The following is an 18,125-nucleotide window of genomic DNA, read 5'->3' as shown; positions in this document are numbered from 1 at the left end:
GAATAATATCCTCCTTTAATTGGTTCACACTTCAATAGCATCTCATATTAGACCCTGTTAGGTCAAAACATTGAAAAGGAGAACAGAACGCCGGGGCGTCCGCTCTCTCTTCATGTTAACCTCATTCTTCATTAGCGTTCGTCAATTGGAATGTAACGCGCGCTGACGGGACCTACGTAGTCGGCACGCGGACGAATCAGGCGATTGTCTTGATACTGCTCCAATATATGAGCGCTCCAGCCCGATACGCGGCTGATCGCGAATATTGGCGTGAACAGATCGCGCGGAATTTGCAATGCGGTGTAGACCGACGCGGAATAGAAGTCCACATTCGGCTTCAGGCCCTTCTGACCGGTAACCAGATCCTCGATCTTCACGGACATGTCATACAGCTCCATGTTGCCTGTCAGCTTGCCCAGCTCGCGGGACATCTTCTGCAGATGCTTCGCACGCGGATCGCCGTTCTTGTATACGCGATGGCCGAAGCCCATAATCTTCACCTTGTTCGCAAGCGCGTTGGTAATGAAGGATTCCACCTTGTCCGTGGAACCGATCTCCTCCAGCATCACCATTACCGCCTCGTTGGCTCCGCCATGCAGCGGGCCCTTCAAAGCGCCGATCGCGGAAGTGACGCCGGAATAGATGTCCGACAATGTCGCAACCGTGACGCGAGCGGCGAAGGTAGAAGCGTTAAGCTCGTGGTCCGCATGAAGAACAAGCGCTTGATCCAGCGCCTTCACAGCTACGTCCGCAGGCTCTTCTCCCGTCAGCATATACAGGAAGTTATGCGCGATGGAGACGCCCTTCTTCGGAGCGACAGGCTCTTTCCCTTCGCGAATTCGCGCGAATGCGGCGACGATCGTCGGCAGCTGAGCCTGCAATTTAATCGCTTTCAGTTGATTGGCTTCTTGCGACATATCGTTGCTGGATTCGTCGTACAGGGCAAGGCTCGATACCGCTGTGCGAAGCGCCGCCATGGAATTGGTGCCCTTCGGATACAGCCTGATGCCTTCGATTACCGCAGCGGCAACATTGGCGTATTCATCCAATTGCTCTTGCAGCTTGGCAAGCTCGGAACGATTCGGCAATTTGCCGTACCATAGCAGATAAGCAACCTCTTCGAAGGAAGCATGCTCGGCAAGTTCATCAATATTGATGCCGCGATACGTCAAGACGCCGTCAATAATGGAGCTGATGGAGGACGTTGCCGCGACTATTCCTTCCAGACCTTTTGTTGCTGTCATCGTTCTCTCTCCTTTTATGCTGAAATAGTTACATACTGTATCATAAATCACATATCATATGCATCGTTATTAATCATAAATCATTTATTGGAAGAAGCCAATAAAATGCGATATAAAAATGCTTTATCGCTATCATTGATAATTTGAATCGCACTTGCTATTCAAGCCGATTATCCGATTGCACCATCAATAATTTATTCGACAGCTCATTATTCCACCCTGTCCCCCGGAATATACTTCTTCCCCGTCTCTATGTTAAAATATCGGGAAGACCGCATTATCGGAGGTTTATGTACATGCATATGTCAGGACAACGCATCGGCATTATCGATATTGGCTCCAACTCTGTCCGCCTGGTCATCTATGAGAGAACGGAGAGCGGAGCGCATCGCGTCGTAGACGGCGCCAAGGAGTCGGCAAGGCTCAGCAATAAAATTGACGACAAGGGCCGTCTGTCCGACGAAGGACTCTACGAATTGATCGATACATTGCGACACTTCACTATACTCTGCTCCCATCACGGCATTGCGCACATTCGCGCGACCGCTACCGCGGCGATTCGCAATGCGGCCAATTGCCATGACATTCTTCACGCCATCAAGCGAGAGACGGGATTGGCCATTGAACTGCTGTCCGGCGAAGAGGAGGCCTCCTACGGATTCCTCGGGATGGTCAATTCGCTTGATGTGTCAGACGGCTACTTGATCGATATCGGCGGAGGAAGCACCGAGCTTACCCTGTTCAGGAACAGAGCCATTATGCATAGCGTCTCTCTTCCGTTCGGTTGCGTCAGCATGAACAAGCAGTACGACAGCGCAGACGGCCTGAGCGACGACACCCTTCACGAGCTGGAGCAGCAAGTGAGGAAGTCGCTGCAAGGGCTGGAATGGGCTCATACGGCCCCGGAATTGCCGCTGATCGGTATAGGAGGCACGGTACGCGCCCTTGCCAAGCGCCATCAGGCTGCGGTGCTATATCCGTTCTCCGCTCCTCATAACTACACACTGCGGGAGGATCAAGTGAACGAGCTGTTCCAGCACCTGCGCGTACTGCCGCTGGAGGACAGACGCAAGCTGAACGGCTTGTCCAAGGACCGGGCAGACGTTATTCTTCCCGGAATTGCCATCCTGCGCGTATTTTTCGATACGGTACAAGCGTCTCATTATTGGATATGCGGCGCTGGCCTCCGCGACGGACTGTTCCATGCAACTAGGTTCCCGAGCCGCCCTCTGCTGGACGATCCGCTCGCCTACAGCGTGGAGAATATGAGCGCCCTCCATACAGAAGCGCCCCGAGGGCATGTCCTGCATGTGAACAGGCTGGCGATGGAGATGCATGCATATCTGGCGCCAAGCTGCCCGCAGCTTGATGCTATAAGCGCGAGGCTGCTTGATACGGCATCGAAACTATACCGGGTCGGCGCTTCCATCGACTATTACGATTATGCCAAGCACAGCTTCTACCTGATTATCCATGCCCATCTGAACGGCTTGTCGCATCGGGAAATCGTCATGACGGCCGCCATTGCATCGTTCCGCAGCAAGGGTAAAGCGAGAAATCATATCGCTCCTTACCGCCAGCTCATCGACGAGAGCGACCTGGAGCTCATCTGCAAGCTGGGAAGCCTGCTCCAGCTCGCTGCTGCGCTTGATCGCAGCGAGACGCAAGCGATCGGTACGATCAAGATGAACATAGCGGACGGACAGCTTCTCATTCAACCGCAGGACTATCATGGCCACCTTGGCCTGGAACGTCGCGAGACGGAGGAGACAGCCTCCGACTTCCGCAAGCACTGGGGTCTCGTTCCCGTTCTGGCCATGCCGGCTTCTTATTAGGCGTAATTGCCCTTCCAAAGTTCGATGCTCTTGGCTTCGAACTGGCTGCGGAACGGCTTGCCCGACGCGGAGGATACGTGTTCGTACAAGCCGTTCGGCTTCAGGACGCGCGCCTTCACATTATCCTCTAAATTCATATTCAACATATTGATCAGCACTGTGCGCAAGCCCGCGTCGAATACCGGACACATCAGCTCGATGCGCTTGAGCAGATTACGGGTCATCCAGTCCGCGCTGGACAGATACACCTCTTCGTCCCCGCCGTCGTTCAGGAAATACATAATGCGCGAATGCTCCAGATACCTGTCCACGATGCTGAGGACGCGAATGTTGTCGCTTCTTCCCGCTATGCCGGGCTTCAAGCAGCAGACGCCGCGTACGATCAGATCGATCTTCACCCCCGCTTGCGAAGCTTCGTACAGCTTGTCGATCATCTCCTGATTGGAGAGTGAATTCATCTTGGCGACGATGCGGGCAGGCCGCCCTGCCAGCGCATTGTCCCTTTCCCGGTCGATCAGCCTGATCAGCTTGCCCTTCAGATCCGTTGGCGCGACCGCGAAGGCTCTCCAGTCATGCGGTGTGGAATAGCCCGTCACTTCATTGAACAATGCGGATGCGTCCGCGCCGACGACAGGATGGCTGGTGAACAGCCCGGTATCGGTATACAGCGTTGCCGTACTGTCATTGTAATTCCCGGTTCCTACATGGACATAACGACGCAGCATGCCCTTCTCCCGCCTGACCACCAGCAGAATTTTGGCATGCGTCTTCAGACCTACCAAGCCGTATACGACATGGCAGCCGGCCTTCTCCAGCTGTCTTGCCCATGCGATGTTGCGTTCTTCGTCGAATCTCGCCTTCAGCTCCACGACGACCGTCACCTGCTTGCCCGACTCCGCCGCTTTGGCCAGCGCCTGGACCAGCACGGACTGGCCGCTCACCCTGTACATGGTCATCTTGATCGCCAGCACGTCAGGATCGTATGCGGCTTCCGTCACGAAGTCGTTGACCGGCTCGAAGGATTCATAGGGATGGTACAGCAGCACATCCCGCTGCTTGATCACATCGAACATATCTTCTTCGCCCTCGAACTCCCGAGGGTAGATCGGCTCCACCTTCTCGTATCGGAGATTGTCGTGTCCCGGCAGTTGATGGACGAACTTCATCAGGAAGCTCAGATCCAGCGGACCTTCAATTTGGAACAGATTATCCCTAATCTCCAGCTCATCCATAAGCGTCTGCAACGCATAAGGATGTATGCCCTTGCACACCTCCAGCCTGACCGGAATTCCCCAGCGGCGACGGCGCAGCTCCTTCTCGATCTCCTCCAGCAGATCTTCCGCCCCTTCTTCGTCCAATGTCAAGTCCGCGTTACGCGTCAATCGGAACGGATTCACGGAGAACGGGACGTACCCGTTAAATAACGTATGAATAAATTTCTGTATCAGATCCTCCAGCAGTACGAACTCCAGCTTCTTGCTGTTGCTTCTTCCCGACAAAGGAACGAGACGCGACAATATGGATGGGACTTGAACGATAGCGAAAAAAGGGTCTTCCTCCTCAGTGGCGCCCTCTCGCCGCAGCAATACCGCTAAATACAATTCCTTGGAATGAACGAGCGGGAACGGCCTGCTCTGATCCACCGCCATCGGCGTCAATACGGGGAAGACGATCTCATGGAAGTAGTCCGACATCTCCTTCATGCCCATCGGTCCCAATTCGTCGATAGACTTAATATTAATGCCGTGCTTGCTCAAGGAACGGAACACATCCCGGTAAGTGCGATATTGTTCGTATACCATGCTTGTTGTCCGTTTAATGAGCCTCTTCCATAAGCCTGCGGGGGTATACCCGGTGAAATCCATCTTGGTCAGTCCAGCCCGCATCTGATCCTGGATGCCCGCAACGCGTACGCTCATAAATTCATCCAAATTGCTGGACACGATGGCCAGGAACTTCGCCCGCTCCAAGAGCGGATTGTCGGTGTCCTGAGCTTCCTGCAACACTCTTCGATTGAATTCGATCCAGCTTAAATCCCTGTTCAGGTATGGGGACACTTGCTTCGTCATGCTGCTCCTCCTTCAGGTTCTCTCTCTGCCCCTATTATGATTCCTGTCCATCACGCACATATTAACGAAATGTTAAGTAGAGGTAAACTTTAGAATCTTCTTATCGTAAAGCTCCCGTCCCTAAGCTTCCGCTCCAGCCATTGAAGGATGATTCCCCGCAGAATCGGTCTTGTCACCGGCAAGAGAAGGACGATTCCGATGAAGTCGGTAAAAAATCCCGGAGTGAGCAGCAATAGTCCGCCTATTAATACACATATGCCGTCAATGATAGAACGACCCGGCATCTGCCCTTGCGCCAATTGCCGCTGCGCCTCCAGCCATACCTTGCGTCCTTCCAGCCGCAGAAAATAAGCACCTGCGGCGCTCATGGCCACCACGATGAAAAATGTGGTCCATCCCCCTAGCCAATCGCCCACTTGCAAAATGCCCCAAAGCTCAATCACCGGCACGACAAGCAGAGCTGCGAATATCCATTTATACATCGTATTCCACCACCCTCCCCGGGAAGAATCAAGATTTCAGCAAGTCGTACAATTCTGGAAAGCTCTTGCTCAGCCGAACGGGCTGCCATTGCTCGTTCACCCATACATGCTTCGTTCCGCCGCTCACGAGCAGCTCGCCCGGCAATATCGCCTCGGAAGAGAGACAGTTCGCATGAAACAGCTCCTCCTCCACTCTTCTCACTTCAGATTGAAATGATACCCGCAGCGGACTGGCTTCCAGCACTCTTGTACATATAAGCAAAGTATCGTCGTAGCGGGCGGGCGATATGTACTTGCATTGCAGATCGACGACGGGGAGCAGCAAGCCTCTCTCCTCAATATTCTTGTAGGCATAACCTGCCCTCCGAATCCACTCCGTACGGCCGATCTCGAACCAAGTCACGTAGTTGCCGTGGAAGACGACGCCCATCCGGTCCGTCTCCTGATATCTGACGCGCAGCGGATGAAGCACCCAATCTGACGATGATGTCATGTCAACACCTCTATCCCTAGTTTCGTCCAATCTTCTCGGCGCTGAAAACCGAGCTTTTTGAACACGCACTTTATGTATATATGTTGGAAAAGAGCGACAGTGAATGCTCACCATCGCTCTTCTCATTATGCCAACTATGCCCGCAGGTATTACAAAACTTTGGATTGCCCGGAGTAGATAAAGCCCGTCTCTCCGTAAATGGTGACCTCCATACCGTCCTTCAGCATGTCCGTTGCGCCCGCAACGCCCAGAATAACCGGAATGGAAAGGTTCAAGCCGCATACCGCAGCATGGCTCGTAATGCCGCCTTGCTCCGTAATAACTGCGCCAGCCTTCTGGAATGCCGGCATGTAATCCTTGTCCGTCGATATGGTAACCAGAATGTCGCCTTGCTCCGTCTTGTCGATCGCTTCTTGCGCATTCTTCGCAATGACAAGCTTGCCAGTAGCTGTCTGGCTGCCGATGCCCTGACCTTGCGCAAGCACTTCTCCGATATGATGAATCTTGATCAGATTCGTCGTTCCTGCGCGACCTACCGGTACGCCTGCCGTGATGACGACGGAATCGCCAAGGCTGAGCATACCCGTCTGCATCGCCCCTTTAATGGCGATTTCGAACATTTCGTCCGTCGTGGCCGCTTCCTCGCCCTTCACCGGAATGATGCCCCAGCCTAGCGCAAGACGGCGCATAACGGCTTCGTCAGTCGTAACGGCGATAATCGGCGCCTTCGGACGATATTTGGAGATCATACGCGCGGTGAAGCCGCTTTGCGTCGACGTCACGATCGCTTTCGCGTTCAGATCAAGCGCCGAATTGGCCACTGCCTGGCTAATCGCTTCCGTTACCGTTGTCTGCTGCGCGTTGGCCTGCTTCACGAATATTTCACGGTATTCCAGCGCGTTCTCGGCTCGCTCGGCGATGCGGGACATCGTCTGCACCGATTCAACCGGATACTTGCCCGCTGCCGTCTCGCCGGACAGCATGATCGCATCCGTTCCGTCGAAGATCGCGTTCGCGACGTCGCTCGCTTCAGCGCGGGTAGGTCTCGGATTGCGCTGCATGGAATCCAGCATTTGCGTTGCGGTAATGACCGGCTTGCCCGCCAGATTACACTTCTTGATCATCATCTTCTGAACGAGCGGAACTTCTTCCGCCGGAATTTCGACGCCAAGATCGCCGCGGGCCACCATCAGACCGTCGGACACTTCCAGAATTTCATCCAGGTTGTCGACACCCTCCTGATTCTCGATCTTGGAGATGATACCGACATGGCTTGCGTTATGCTTCTCAAGCAGCTCTCTAATTTCCAGAACATCGCTTGCTTTGCGGACGAACGAAGCCGCGATGAAATCGACGCCGGACTGAATGCCGAACACGATATCGCCAGCGTCCTTCTCCGTAATGCCAGGCAAGGAGATTTTCACGCCGGGCACGTTAACGCCCTTCTTGCTCTTGATCGGCCCGCTGTTAATGATGCGGCAATGCACCTCGGTGCCTTCAATCCGCTCTACCTGCAGTCCAATTAAGCCGTCGTCGATCAGAACCGTGGAGCCTGCCGACAGATCGTTAGGCAAATTGCTGTACGTGACAGGAATACGAGTACGGTCTCCCAGAATCTCTTCCGTTGTCAATGTGATGGCTTCGCCTTGAACCAGCTCGATCGGCTCTTCCTTGAGCTTGCCCAAGCGAATTTCGGGGCCTTTCGTGTCCAGCAGGACTGCTACGGACGTGCCAAGCTCCGCATTGGCCAGACGGATGTTTTTGATTCGGTTGCCATGCTCCTCGAAGTCACCGTGTGAGAAGTTCAGGCGGGCGATGTTCATCCCTGCTTGAATCAGCTTTTTCGTATTTTCCAGCGATTCGCTGGAAGGTCCAATCGTACAGACAATTTTTGTTTTGCGCATGTTTTCGTTTCCTCCGTTTAGTGCCTGAAATTCAATAATATATATGCATACACGTATTCTTGCAGCTTCGCGGCCGTCCTGCCGCCGTAATGCCATATGCAAAAATACGAGTGTATCCCAAAATCCTTATTTCAGCGTCGGGCTCGCTTCCTCCTGTTCTGCTTCCGCGGCTTCAGGCTGATCGACTTGTCCCTTCTCTGCATCGTCTCCTTGCATGGACGTCGGCTCTGCGGAGGCTTGTCCTTCCTCAGCTTCCTGACTGCCTTTCACATCGACGGTCTCCCGGGAGTCTTCATCGGACGGCGCCTCAGCTTCCTGCTGCTCCGGAGAAGCTATGCGGAATTCGCCGATCTTGCGGAACTTCTCGTAACGGTCCGCAATCAATTCCTCGCCGGACATATTCACCAGTTCCTCCAGATGACGCCACAGCGACTCCCTGAGCAGTTCGGCCACACCTTCGTAATTGCGGTGCGCGCCGCCCTTGGGCTCCCCGACGATCTCTTCGATGATCCCGAATTCCAGCAAGTCCTTCGCCGTAATCCGCATCACTGCCGCGGCTTCGTCCGCACGGGAAGCATCCTTCCACAGAATGGACGCTGCGCCGTTCGGTGATATGGCGGCATAGATCGCATTCTCCAGCATAAGCACGCGATTGCCAACCGCAATCGCAAGCGCTCCGCCGCTACCGCCCTCGCCGATGACCACGCAAATTATAGGCACGCCGAAGCCGGCCATTTCCCTCAGGTTGCGCGCAATCGCCTCGGATTGGCCGCGCTCCTCTGCAGTATTGCCCGGATATGCGCCTTTCGTATCGATGAACGTAATGATTGGACGGTTGAACTTGTTCGCTTGCTGCATAAGGCGCAGCGCCTTGCGGAACCCTTCAGGATGAGGGCTGCCGAAGAAGCGGGCAATGTTGTCCCGCGTATCCTTGCCGCGTTGATGACCGATTACGGTAACCGGAACGCCGTTCAGCTTCGCAAGACCGCCTACGATCGCCAGATCATCGGCGAAGAGGCGATCCCCGTGAAGCTCCATAAAGTCCGTAAAGATCAACTGGATCAAATCAAGGGATGTAGGCCGCTGATGATGGCGGGCGATATGCATCTTCTGTGCAGGGGTAAGCTCGCTGTACAGTTCTTCCTCCAGCTGCTTGCAGCGATCCTCCAGCCTGGCGATCTCCTCGGAGAAGTCGATGCCCTTGCCCATGCTGAGGCTCTTCAGCTCCTTGATCTTCTGACGAAGCTCATTAACGGGCTTCTCGAAAGGAAGCTCAGTCATCGCTCGATCCCTCCTTCACTACACCATGCATGTCCAACAGCTTCGACAGCGTAGCCTTCATATCCTTGCGATGAACGACCATATCCAGCTGTCCGTGCTGCAAGTTGAATTCCGCCGTCTGGAAGTCATCCGGCAGCTTCTGGCGAATCGTCTGCTCGATGACGATCCGGCCCGCAAAACCGATCAGTGCGCCAGGCTCCGCCAGGTTGTAATCGCCTAGCGATGCGAAGCTGGCCGATACGCCGCCGGTCGTCGGATCTGTGAACACCGAGATGTACAGCCCACCGTCGTTCTGGAATTTCGCCAGAGCCGCGCTCGTCTTCGCCATCTGCATCAGGCTGAAAATGCTCTCCTGCATTCTCGCCCCGCCGGAAGTTGAGAAGATGATAAGCGGCAGCTTCCGCTCATGCGCAGCTTCAATGGCTCGCGTAATCTTCTCGCCGGCGGCCGAGCCCATGCTGCCCGTGAAGAAATCGAAGCTCATAACGGCCATGACGACAGGGTATCCGCCGATCTTCCCTTCTCCGGTAATGACGGAATCTCGCAGACCGGACTTCTCCTTCTGGGCGTCCAGCTTCTTGGCGTAGCCGGGAAAGTTGAGCGGATCCCCGGATTCTATCAGCGCGTCGAACTCAGACAAACGCCCGTCATCAAGCGTCATTCCGATCCGCTCCCAAGCGTGCAGACGGAAATGATGCCCGCATGACGAGCATACCTTCATGTTTTTCTCCAGCTCTTTGCTGTACTGAATCGTGCCGCACTTGACGCACTTATTCATCAATCCTTCCGGAATGTCGGCACGCTTGGAGCGCTCTGAACGTCCTGCGCGATCGGAAGGTATCGTCGCGTATTTCTTCTTCGAAAAAAAGTCCTTAATTTGCAAATTTGACACCTCTCAAGGCGCAATCGTATCGAACCTGTCTTCAGGGACGGATGATCGTGTTGAACACTTCCTGCACTTCCTCAAGCTCACCTGATGGGACTAGGATCTCATATTGCTGTTTGGACAAATTGACAGGCCGGATTTTCACCAAGAAACCTTCTTCAGTAAGCCGATTCTTGATGTTTTCTGCTATTGCTGGCGTGGGTGCAATATAAATAACCGTCCACATGGTGGTACCTCCTGAAACTTCGCGTAAAGCTTAGTTCACCTTATACACTATATCCAACCCGTCAAAGGCCATAATGATGCCATAATGATAACATAATTATAGCGGCTCCGGCAAATGATATTGAATCGCCTTGGGGTCGCCGTGAGCGATCCGCGCAGAAGCCGCGGCGGCCAGTCCCGCTACCAGATCGTCCAGAAAAACATGTATGCCATTCCCTTTCACATTCAGATGACGGATGATGCCGGGTTTGGTCTTGTCCAGATATCCGAAGCTTGTCAATCCGATCATGCCGTACACATTCGTGATGCCCAGAGCAAGCGTCTCATCGACGCCGTACAACGACTCGTCAGTCTCCATAATGGCTTGCAGCGGCTCCGGCAGCAAGCCCCGCTCCGCCAGCTCGTCGAGCGCGAGCCCCGTATACAGCACATACTGCACTTCGCGCTTGCCGAGTACGGCCCGCACGCTCTCCTCGCACTGGGACAGCTTCAAGTCCTTGTTATAGGGATGCTGCAATGCAAATACAATGTCCGCAATGTCGCCTACCGTCACGCCTCGCTTCGCCAGCCAATTCTCAATTCTGTTCATGGGCATCCTTCCTCTCGCTACTGCTTGTATCTCTATGCATATGCGAAGAGGTGATAATATGTGCAGCGAATATGCCCCTTACTTCACGACGAATGTGCCTTCGCCCAGCAAGGCTTCGACGGAATCCGCAAGCTCAGGCGATGGAGCGACCGCCGAACGGTTGTTCAGCGCCAGCATTTTCCCTTCCCGTTCATAGAACAGCACCGTCTCCATCCCTCCCGTATGCCGCTCCAGAATCCGCTTCAGCCGGGACAGAACTTCCGGACGCTCGTTGTCTGCGGTTATTTTGATATAGGCGCGGCTTGCCTTCCCTGCGGAGAGGGGCGGCCCCGTAACGGGCTGCCGCGCTTGTCCGCGGCGCTCTCGTGCCGCTTGCGCCCCATCGTTCCGCCTGCTGCCGTAGGCTCCGCCTCCTCCGCCTCTGGCGCCCGCCTTGCTCCGCAGCCGTTGAACGGCTGAAGCGAGGTCCTGCCGCTCTCCATCCAGGGGCAAGACCTCCTCGACAAGCAGTTTGAAGTCTTCGTCGGCATGCTGCACCTTCGCCAGCATGATGACAAGGCCGTCCTTGTGCAGCCTGGAGGAGCATCTCTCCCATACCGAAGGGAAGACGACGGCTTCCACGCGCATGACGCGATCCTCCGCCTCCAGGAATGCCATCGACTTGCCCTTCTTCGTCCGGAACGGCTTCATACCCGCAATCATGACCCCGAGAACGGCAGCGGAGCCGTCAGGGAACTCCGACAGCTGAACGAGTCTGTCCAGTTGAAGTCCGTCCAATACGGGAGCTATGGCGTCAAGCGGGTGGCCGGACAGATACAGGCCGATCAGCTCCCGCTCCAGATCCAGCTTCTGAGCAGCTCCGAACGGCCGGATCTCCGGCAGCTCCACATCCCAGTTCTGCACCTCGTCGAAGCCGAACATCTCGATCTGCAGCTCCTCCCGCTCCTTGCGCCACCTCTGGGCGACTTCCATCGTCTCTTCAAGTGCGCCCAGCAGCTGGGCGCGGTGTCCCGGCAAGGAGTCGAACGCCCCAGCTCCGATCAACGATTCCAGCACGCGTTTGTTGACGACGCGCAGATCGACCCGCTTGCTCAGATCCAGCAGGCTGTCGTAAGGCCGCTCCCGGCGTTCCCTCATGATGGCCTCGATAGCCGTCGTGCCCACATTCTTGACAGCGGCAAGGCCGAACCGGACGGCGCCGCCGACGGGCGTGAAGGAGACGCCGCTCTCGTTCACATCCGGCGGAAGCACTTCAATCCCCATCCGCCTGCATTCGTCGACGTACTGCGCGGTCTTGCGCATGTTGCCGGTGACCGAAGCCAGCATAGATGCCATGAACGGAACGGGATAATGCGCCTTCAGCCAGGCCGTCTGGAAGGCAAGCACGCCGTATGCCGTCGCATGCGCTCTCGGGAAGCCGTAGTCCGCGAAGCGCACGATCATATCGTAGACGCGATTGGCGTCCTCTTCGCCATAGCCCATGCCCATGCTTCCCTGTACGAAATGAGCCCGCTGCTCATCCAGCACCTCCCGCTTCTTCTTGGACACCGCCCGGCGCAGCAAGTCCGCTTCTCCCAGCGTAAAGCCGGCCATCCGGGAGGCGATCGCCATAATCTGCTCCTGATAGACGATGATGCCGTAAGTGTCGGCGAGCACCGGCTTCAAGTCCGAGTGCGGGTAATGCACCGCGATCGTACCGTGCTTGCCTCCGATATACTGCGGAATGAATTCCATCGGTCCGGGACGATACAGCGCAAGCACGGAAATGATGTCTTCGAATTCCGTCGGCTTCAGGTCGCGAAGCACGCGGCGGACACCGGCGGACTCCAGCTGGAAGATGCCCGTCGTCTCCCCCTTGCCCAGCATCTCGTACGTTGCGGGATCGTTATCGTCCACCGTGCGGAAGTCAATCTCCCTGCCATGCAGCTCCTTCACCCAGCGAAGTGTCCTCTCCAGAATGGACAGGGTTCGCAGGCCGAGGAAATCCATCTTCAGGAGGCCGATCGCCTCCAGATTCTCCATCGCATATTGCGTCAGCGCAATGCCGTCGCCGCCTTCCTGCAGCGGCGTATAATGCGTAAGCGGCTTTGCCGCGATGACGACGCCCGCCGCGTGGGTGGAAGCATGGCGAGGCATGCCCTCCACCTTGATCGCCATGTCGATCAGCTTCTCCGTCTTCGGACCGCGCTTCGCCAGCTCCTGCAGCTCGCCGCTGCTCTCCAGCGCAGCCTGCAGGCTGACCCCGACGCCACCGGGGATAAGCTTGGCGGCCTTGTCCACGTCCTGGAACGGGACGGCAAGCGCCCTGCCCACATCGCGGACAGCCGCTCTGGCCGCCATCGTACCGAAGGTAATAATCTGGGCGACATGGGACTCTCCATACTTGGCGGCGACATATTGAATAACCTCGTCCCGTCGTTCGTCATCGAAGTCGATATCGATATCCGGCATGGATACTCTCTCCGGATTGAGGAAGCGCTCGAACAGCAGCTTGTACTTCAGCGGATCGACGTCGGTAATGCGGAGCGTATACGCAACCAGACTGCCCGCGGATGAGCCCCTGCCGGGACCTACGCGGATACCCCGCTCTCTGGCGAACCGGATGAAGTCCCATACGATGAGAAAGTAATCGCTGAAGCCCATCTTGTCGATTACGCCAAGCTCATAAGCGAGACGGGATTCCGCTTCTTCCCGGAAGGCCGCATCTTGCAGCCACTTCTCCGTATTGCCGTATCTAGCCATTAGCCCTTCCTTGCATAGCTCGGACAAATAGCCGCTGGAGTCCATATCCGCCGGAACCGGGCGGAACACCGGCAGCGAAGCGCGCCCGAGCGGAATGTGAAGCTCGCACTTGGCCGCGATCTCGACAGTGTTGCTCAGCGCCTCCGGGACATGGCGGAACAGCTCCGCCATCTCTCCGACGTGCTTCAGGTAAGCCTGGTTGGTCGGAATGTGCAGTCTGTCCTCGTCCTCCACCGTCTTGCCCGTACCGATGCAGATCAGCACATCCTGCACTTCCTTGTCTTCCGGACGCAAGTAGTGCACATCGTTCGTCGCGGCCAGCTTGATGCCCGTCTCCCGGGCAAGGGCAATCATGTCCGCCATCACTTTCTTCTGCTCCAGCAGCCCGTGATCCTGAAGCTCCAGATAGAAGTCGTCGCCGAATATATGTCGATAGCGAAGCGCCGCCTCGCGCGCTTCGTCCTTTCGGTCGTGCAGCAGGTGCTGGGCAACCTCGCCGCCGAGACAAGCGCTCAGGCAGACGAGACCTTCCGCATGCTCCTCGAGCGCGGCCATGTCCACCCGCGGTTTGTAGTGAAAGCCTTCCAAATAGCCGATCGTGCTGAGCCGCATCAGATTGCGATAACCTGCCTCATTCTTGGCCAGCACGATCAGATGATAGATAGGCTGATCCTTGCGCGAGCCCTTCTGGAAGCGTGATTCCGCCGTCATATACAGCTCGCAGCCGACGATCGGCTTGATGCCGCGGGCCTGGCATGCGCGATAGAACGGAATGGCTCCGTACATGACGCCATGGTCCGTCAGCGCCAGCGCGTCCATGCCCAGATCCGCCGCTCGGTTAACAAGCTCCGGGATGCGGGCTGCGCCGTCGAGCAGACTGTATTCGCTATGAACATGAAGATGCACGAACGAAGAACCGCTATGGACGTCCACCCTGATCCCTTCCTTTCCTTTATCAGACAATGAATATGACTATTTTATCATAATGGCGGCGGACACGCCCATACAATGATAGTGGGTATCGTACGGAGAGAATGAGAGGGAGATGGCCATGAGTTACTTCCTGTCCAAAGCGGGACTGGATTTTTTCATCGCATTCGGCATTGTGATAGGAGGCGCTATGCTGGCCGGCATCGGCTCCGTCTTCATGCTGATGCCGCCGGCGACCATCATGATGGATACAGCTGCCCGACTGAAAATATGGGCGATCGTCGCAGCGATCGGCGGCTCTATCGATCCCGTCCGCGTCATTGAGAGCAACATATCCGCCGGACAGCTATCGCCTGCTGCGCAGCAGATCTGCTTCATACTGTTCGCCTTCCTGGGCGCGCATCTCGCCACCGAATTGGTAAGAATCATATGCAGAGGGGCGGTATAACGGATGAGACTGCCCCCCTTCCAGCGCTACACCCGCTTCATTCAGCTGCTTGGCGTGCTGCTGGCCGGCATGCTGGTCGGAGCGGCGATCCTGAACACACTGCATATCGCCAAGTTCCAGCATATGTACAATGTCAACCGCGGACTGCAAGAGCAGTTGGAGCAATATGAGCAGGATATTAAATATCTCAATCACTTCAAATCGCAGCATACCGTCATCAAGAGTATCAAGCTGCGGATCGAAAACGGAAGCGTGAGCGAGCAGAACAGGCTGCAACTGGATGAATTGACGGAATCGGAGCTCATTAAGCGAGTGAAGGAGAATCTGTCCATCTTCCTGGGCAAAAGCATCTACGACATCGACTCCGACGCCCAGCTCGCCCGCAATCTGCTGAAGAGCATGGTATACCGCGACGTGTACGGAAAGGATTACACCATCGAGCTGAAAACCGTCCTGCTCGTAGACAACGTGCTGCAGATATGGATGACGGTCAAAGCCTATGCCAGACCACCCGGCTAAGTGGAAGGCAACGCGGCGAAATTCATGGTACAATAGAAAAAAAAACGGGCGCCCGCTCCACTGCAGGCGCTCGTCTCTATGCGTAAAGGAGCTGCTATATTCAACGATGAATGAATTGATTCAATGGGTAATTGCACCCTGCATTCTGATTAGTCTGATGGGCTCGGTATGGTTCAGCATCAAGTCCAGACGCACAACGGATGTCAAAGCGAAAGGCATTAGCTCCGCCCGTATGAATATGTGCATGGGCGCCATGCTTATATTCATCGCCGCCGTGCAGCTGCTGCTGTCGGGCGAATCCACACTGCGGGTCGTCATCGGGGCAATCTTCCTCGTCATCGGCGTATTCAACCTGTTCGCAGGCATCCGCAATCAAGGCTACTACCAGCGGTTGAAGGAACAGCAGCGTCAATAAGGATCGATCATCTGGGCCGTCAGCATCGCCTTGGCGGCCAGCCCCTGCTCGTCGAGCACCTCTACCTCCAGCTTGGAGAACTTGCGGCTAAGCTCCAGCGCCCTCGGCTTCACCAGCAGCTCGCTGTCAATCTGCACCGGTCTTACATAATAGGTCGTCATGCTCTCCAGCAGAAAATCCCGCTTGCCCGTCTCCCTGATCATATTCCGCGCGCCTTGAATCATCAGCGTGGACAGCAGGCCTTCCGACGCCATGCCGAGCGCCCCAGACATCTGCGGACTTACTCTGCCTTTATAGGTAATGCTCGCTTCCTCGGAACCGTTCTGCGCGGAGCTCATAAAGCCCGCCCACATCAGATCCTCGAACGTCTCTCCCGATTCCGGCTGCTTCCCTGCGAACCGCATCGCGTCCAGAACTTCCCGCCGCGTCACGACGCCGAGCAACTTGCGATGGCGGTCGACGATGGGCAGCAGGTCAATGCCCTCCGCAGCCATCGTATGCGCAGCGGAAGTAACTGTAATATTGGGCGCGGCCGTAATGGGATGCTTCGTCATGACCCGCTCCACCACCGTGTCCTCATCCGCTCCGGCGGCATCCTTCGCCGTAATCATGCCGATTACCCGCTTGCGCTCGTCCAGCACCGGGAACCTGCTGAATCCTGTCTCCCGCGACAACGTATAGAAGTCGCCCACTGTCCGGCCAACCTGCATCACATCTGCCGTGCGGCTGAATGTGACGATATCCTCCAGCAGCATAATCTTGCGCTTGATCAGCCGGTCGTACATCTCCCTGTTCAGCATGGAGGCGACTGTGAACGTATCATGCCGCGAGGACAGAATGGGCAGCGACAGCTTATCGGCCAGCCCCACCGTCTCCTCGCTCGGCTCGAATCCTCCCGTTATGAGAACGCCTGCGCCTTGCTCCAGGGCTCGAGCATGCGCACTGCCCCGGTTGCCTACAATGAGCAGGCTGCCTTCGTCGATGTAGCGCAACATGGCGTCCAGCTCCATCGCGCCGATGACGAACTTGTGCAGTGTCTTGTCGAGACCCGACAGTCCTCCATATAACCGCCCTTCCACAATTTGGGCGACTTCGCCGAACGTAAGCTGATCTACCGCATCACGCCGTTTCCGCTGAATGCGTACCGTGCCGATCCGCTCCTTCGTGCTGACCAGACCTGACGCCTCAGCCTCCTTGAATGCCTTGTACACGGTGCCTTCGCTGACGCCCAGTTGCTTCGCAATAGCCCTGACGGATATTTTCGTGCCGATCTTCAGCCCTTGAATATAGTGCAGAATTTGTTCATGCTTCGTGATCGTCTCGTTATGGGACTGCTTGTCTGTTCCGCTCATTGACATCCTCCCTGTCTACTTCTCCATTATAGAAGAAATAGAGGCGCATGACGAATGGCAAGCTTCATCAATCGCCGAGGCGACTCAAGCTATGCCCAATTCAGGCGCACGGCCGTCACTTTAATCCCGGCATCCACCATCTCCTCGTCGTCCCCCAGAAATCGCCACTTCCGCAATAAAGCGTTCATCGTACTGACGTTAATGGCCGTCTCCGCTCCCCTCTCCACGAATTGCTGCCAATCGTAGTCAATGGGCACACGATACTTCTGCTTGAAGATAGGATACTCGTCGAAGGTAACGACCTGCTTCGGAATGCGCGGATATGTATTGCTGAACAGGAATGTATTCTTCTCGCTGTAAGGTCTTTCTACCGGTTCGGACTGAAGCTTCATTGTATACTCTACCATCTGCGTATAGGCATTGACGCCGCATCGGAACGAGCCGTGCGCGGTCGCGCTCTGCATATGGCGGTGAGCATAACGATACATGAATTCTACATCGAATGTGACATGGCAATAATAAGTTCTAACATTGCGGAAAAACTGAAATTCCTGCGCCAGCATCGTCAATCTCAACCTGCTCCCTTTTGTCATTTTTGCCAACAAATGAACCCTGATGTCATTTTTAACATAATTATATTAAAAAAACCACTTTTTAGTCAATGACTATAGTCATTCAAATAGATACATCCTATATAACGTTGTTGCACCG

General features: G+C 55.5%; 16 protein-coding genes. 4 read left to right on the top strand and 12 right to left on the bottom strand.

Features of this window, described 5'->3' with window-relative positions; all coding sequences use genetic code 11:
• Nucleotides 1-131: 131 nt before the first annotated feature.
• On the bottom strand, nucleotides 132-1,244 hold the full coding sequence (gene citZ / locus M6D81_RS27315) for a citrate synthase (protein ID WP_262680352.1): 1,113 nt from the start codon (nucleotides 1,242-1,244) through the stop codon (nucleotides 132-134).
• A gap of 296 nt (nucleotides 1,245-1,540) precedes the next feature.
• On the opposite strand from citZ, the gene M6D81_RS27310 reads away from it, so the two are divergent.
• Nucleotides 1,541-3,079, top strand: a complete 1,539-nt coding sequence (locus M6D81_RS27310; RefSeq protein ID WP_262680351.1) for a Ppx/GppA family phosphatase — start codon at nucleotides 1,541-1,543, stop codon at nucleotides 3,077-3,079.
• On the opposite strand, the gene ppk1 is transcribed toward M6D81_RS27310, so the two are convergent.
• From ppk1 to M6D81_RS27265, 9 genes are all read right to left on the bottom strand, one after another.
• A complete protein-coding gene (ppk1, locus tag M6D81_RS27305; protein WP_262680350.1) occupies nucleotides 3,076-5,148 on the bottom strand; it encodes a polyphosphate kinase 1 in 2,073 nt (690 codons plus the stop codon). The two genes, M6D81_RS27310 and ppk1, sit on opposite strands and share 4 nt — an antisense overlap.
• A gap of 89 nt (nucleotides 5,149-5,237) precedes the next feature.
• Entirely contained in the window at nucleotides 5,238-5,630 is a 393-nt protein-coding gene (locus M6D81_RS27300) for an FxsA family protein (protein ID WP_262680349.1), read from the bottom strand.
• A 28-nt stretch (nucleotides 5,631-5,658) separates the two neighbouring features.
• Nucleotides 5,659-6,123 carry an acyl-CoA thioesterase gene (locus tag M6D81_RS27295; RefSeq protein WP_262680348.1) on the bottom strand — a complete coding sequence of 155 codons (465 nt, stop codon included), beginning with the start codon at nucleotides 6,121-6,123 and terminating at the stop codon, nucleotides 5,659-5,661.
• 149 nt (nucleotides 6,124-6,272) lie between these two features.
• Nucleotides 6,273-8,027 carry a pyruvate kinase gene (gene pyk, locus M6D81_RS27290; RefSeq protein ID WP_262680347.1) on the bottom strand — a complete coding sequence of 585 codons (1,755 nt, stop codon included), beginning with the start codon at nucleotides 8,025-8,027 and terminating at the stop codon, nucleotides 6,273-6,275.
• Nucleotides 8,028-8,153: 126 nt separating this feature from the next.
• Nucleotides 8,154-9,308 carry an acetyl-CoA carboxylase carboxyltransferase subunit alpha gene (locus M6D81_RS27285; protein WP_262680346.1) on the bottom strand — a complete coding sequence of 385 codons (1,155 nt, stop codon included), beginning with the start codon at nucleotides 9,306-9,308 and terminating at the stop codon, nucleotides 8,154-8,156.
• The gene (accD, locus tag M6D81_RS27280) at nucleotides 9,301-10,191 is read right to left on the bottom strand and encodes an acetyl-CoA carboxylase, carboxyltransferase subunit beta (protein ID WP_262680345.1); all 891 of its coding nucleotides are present in this window, start codon (nucleotides 10,189-10,191) and stop codon (nucleotides 9,301-9,303) included. Before accD ends, M6D81_RS27285 begins: the two co-directional genes overlap by 8 nt.
• A 40-nt stretch (nucleotides 10,192-10,231) precedes the next feature.
• Nucleotides 10,232-10,420 (bottom strand): glutamate decarboxylase, encoded by a 189-nt coding sequence (locus M6D81_RS27275; RefSeq protein WP_262680344.1) that lies wholly within the window; start codon nucleotides 10,418-10,420, stop codon nucleotides 10,232-10,234.
• A 96-nt stretch (nucleotides 10,421-10,516) separates the two neighbouring features.
• Entirely contained in the window at nucleotides 10,517-11,014 is a 498-nt protein-coding gene (locus M6D81_RS27270; protein WP_262680343.1) for a phosphatidylglycerophosphatase A family protein, read from the bottom strand.
• Nucleotides 11,015-11,086: 72 nt separating this feature from the next.
• Nucleotides 11,087-14,683, bottom strand: coding sequence for a DNA polymerase III subunit alpha (locus tag M6D81_RS27265; RefSeq protein WP_262680342.1), 3,597 nt, complete (start codon nucleotides 14,681-14,683; stop codon nucleotides 11,087-11,089).
• Between the two features lie 118 nt (nucleotides 14,684-14,801).
• Between M6D81_RS27265 and M6D81_RS27260 the strand changes: the two genes are divergently transcribed.
• The 3 genes from M6D81_RS27260 to M6D81_RS27250 all read left to right on the top strand — a co-directional run bounded on the left by M6D81_RS27260 (nucleotide 14,802) and on the right by M6D81_RS27250 (nucleotide 16,062).
• Nucleotides 14,802-15,128, top strand: coding sequence for a YtrH family sporulation protein (locus tag M6D81_RS27260; RefSeq protein WP_262680341.1), 327 nt, complete (start codon nucleotides 14,802-14,804; stop codon nucleotides 15,126-15,128).
• Nucleotides 15,129-15,131: 3 nt separating this feature from the next.
• Nucleotides 15,132-15,647 carry a sporulation membrane protein YtrI gene (locus M6D81_RS27255; protein ID WP_262680340.1) on the top strand — a complete coding sequence of 172 codons (516 nt, stop codon included), beginning with the start codon at nucleotides 15,132-15,134 and terminating at the stop codon, nucleotides 15,645-15,647.
• 106 nt (nucleotides 15,648-15,753) lie between these two features.
• Complete coding sequence (locus M6D81_RS27250) at nucleotides 15,754-16,062, top strand: YtpI family protein (RefSeq protein WP_262680339.1); 309 nt, start codon at nucleotides 15,754-15,756, stop codon at nucleotides 16,060-16,062.
• Here the strand turns inward: M6D81_RS27250 and M6D81_RS27245 are convergent.
• Complete coding sequence (locus M6D81_RS27245; protein WP_262680338.1) at nucleotides 16,056-17,414, bottom strand: DRTGG domain-containing protein; 1,359 nt, start codon at nucleotides 17,412-17,414, stop codon at nucleotides 16,056-16,058. The genes M6D81_RS27250 and M6D81_RS27245 overlap by 7 nt on opposite strands.
• An 89-nt stretch (nucleotides 17,415-17,503) precedes the next feature.
• Nucleotides 17,504-17,989, bottom strand: coding sequence for a hypothetical protein (locus M6D81_RS27240; RefSeq protein WP_262680337.1), 486 nt, complete (start codon nucleotides 17,987-17,989; stop codon nucleotides 17,504-17,506).
• Nucleotides 17,990-18,125 lie beyond the last annotated feature (136 nt).

The sequence above is a fragment of the Paenibacillus sp. J5C2022 genome (genome assembly GCF_025567625.1).
GTDB lineage: Bacteria > Bacillota > Bacilli > Paenibacillales > Paenibacillaceae > Pristimantibacillus.
This window is presented reverse-complemented; position numbering and strand designations above follow the sequence as displayed.

Coding starts and splice junctions, on each gene's coding strand:
- M6D81_RS27245 (WP_262680338.1), bottom strand. CDS start 17,414: ATGAGCGGAACAGACAAGCAGTCCCATAACGAGACGATCACGAAGCAT.
- M6D81_RS27250 (WP_262680339.1), top strand. CDS start 15,754: ATGAATGAATTGATTCAATGGGTAATTGCACCCTGCATTCTGATTAGT.
- ppk1 (WP_262680350.1), bottom strand. CDS start 5,148: ATGACGAAGCAAGTGTCCCCATACCTGAACAGGGATTTAAGCTGGATC.
- M6D81_RS27310 (WP_262680351.1), top strand. CDS start 1,541: ATGCATATGTCAGGACAACGCATCGGCATTATCGATATTGGCTCCAAC.
- M6D81_RS27300 (WP_262680349.1), bottom strand. CDS start 5,630: ATGTATAAATGGATATTCGCAGCTCTGCTTGTCGTGCCGGTGATTGAG.
- M6D81_RS27275 (WP_262680344.1), bottom strand. CDS start 10,420: ATGTGGACGGTTATTTATATTGCACCCACGCCAGCAATAGCAGAAAAC.
- M6D81_RS27260 (WP_262680341.1), top strand. CDS start 14,802: ATGAGTTACTTCCTGTCCAAAGCGGGACTGGATTTTTTCATCGCATTC.
- M6D81_RS27270 (WP_262680343.1), bottom strand. CDS start 11,014: ATGCCCATGAACAGAATTGAGAATTGGCTGGCGAAGCGAGGCGTGACG.
- M6D81_RS27255 (WP_262680340.1), top strand. CDS start 15,132: ATGAGACTGCCCCCCTTCCAGCGCTACACCCGCTTCATTCAGCTGCTT.
- M6D81_RS27285 (WP_262680346.1), bottom strand. CDS start 9,308: ATGACTGAGCTTCCTTTCGAGAAGCCCGTTAATGAGCTTCGTCAGAAG.
- pyk (WP_262680347.1), bottom strand. CDS start 8,027: ATGCGCAAAACAAAAATTGTCTGTACGATTGGACCTTCCAGCGAATCG.
- citZ (WP_262680352.1), bottom strand. CDS start 1,244: ATGACAGCAACAAAAGGTCTGGAAGGAATAGTCGCGGCAACGTCCTCC.
- M6D81_RS27295 (WP_262680348.1), bottom strand. CDS start 6,123: ATGACATCATCGTCAGATTGGGTGCTTCATCCGCTGCGCGTCAGATAT.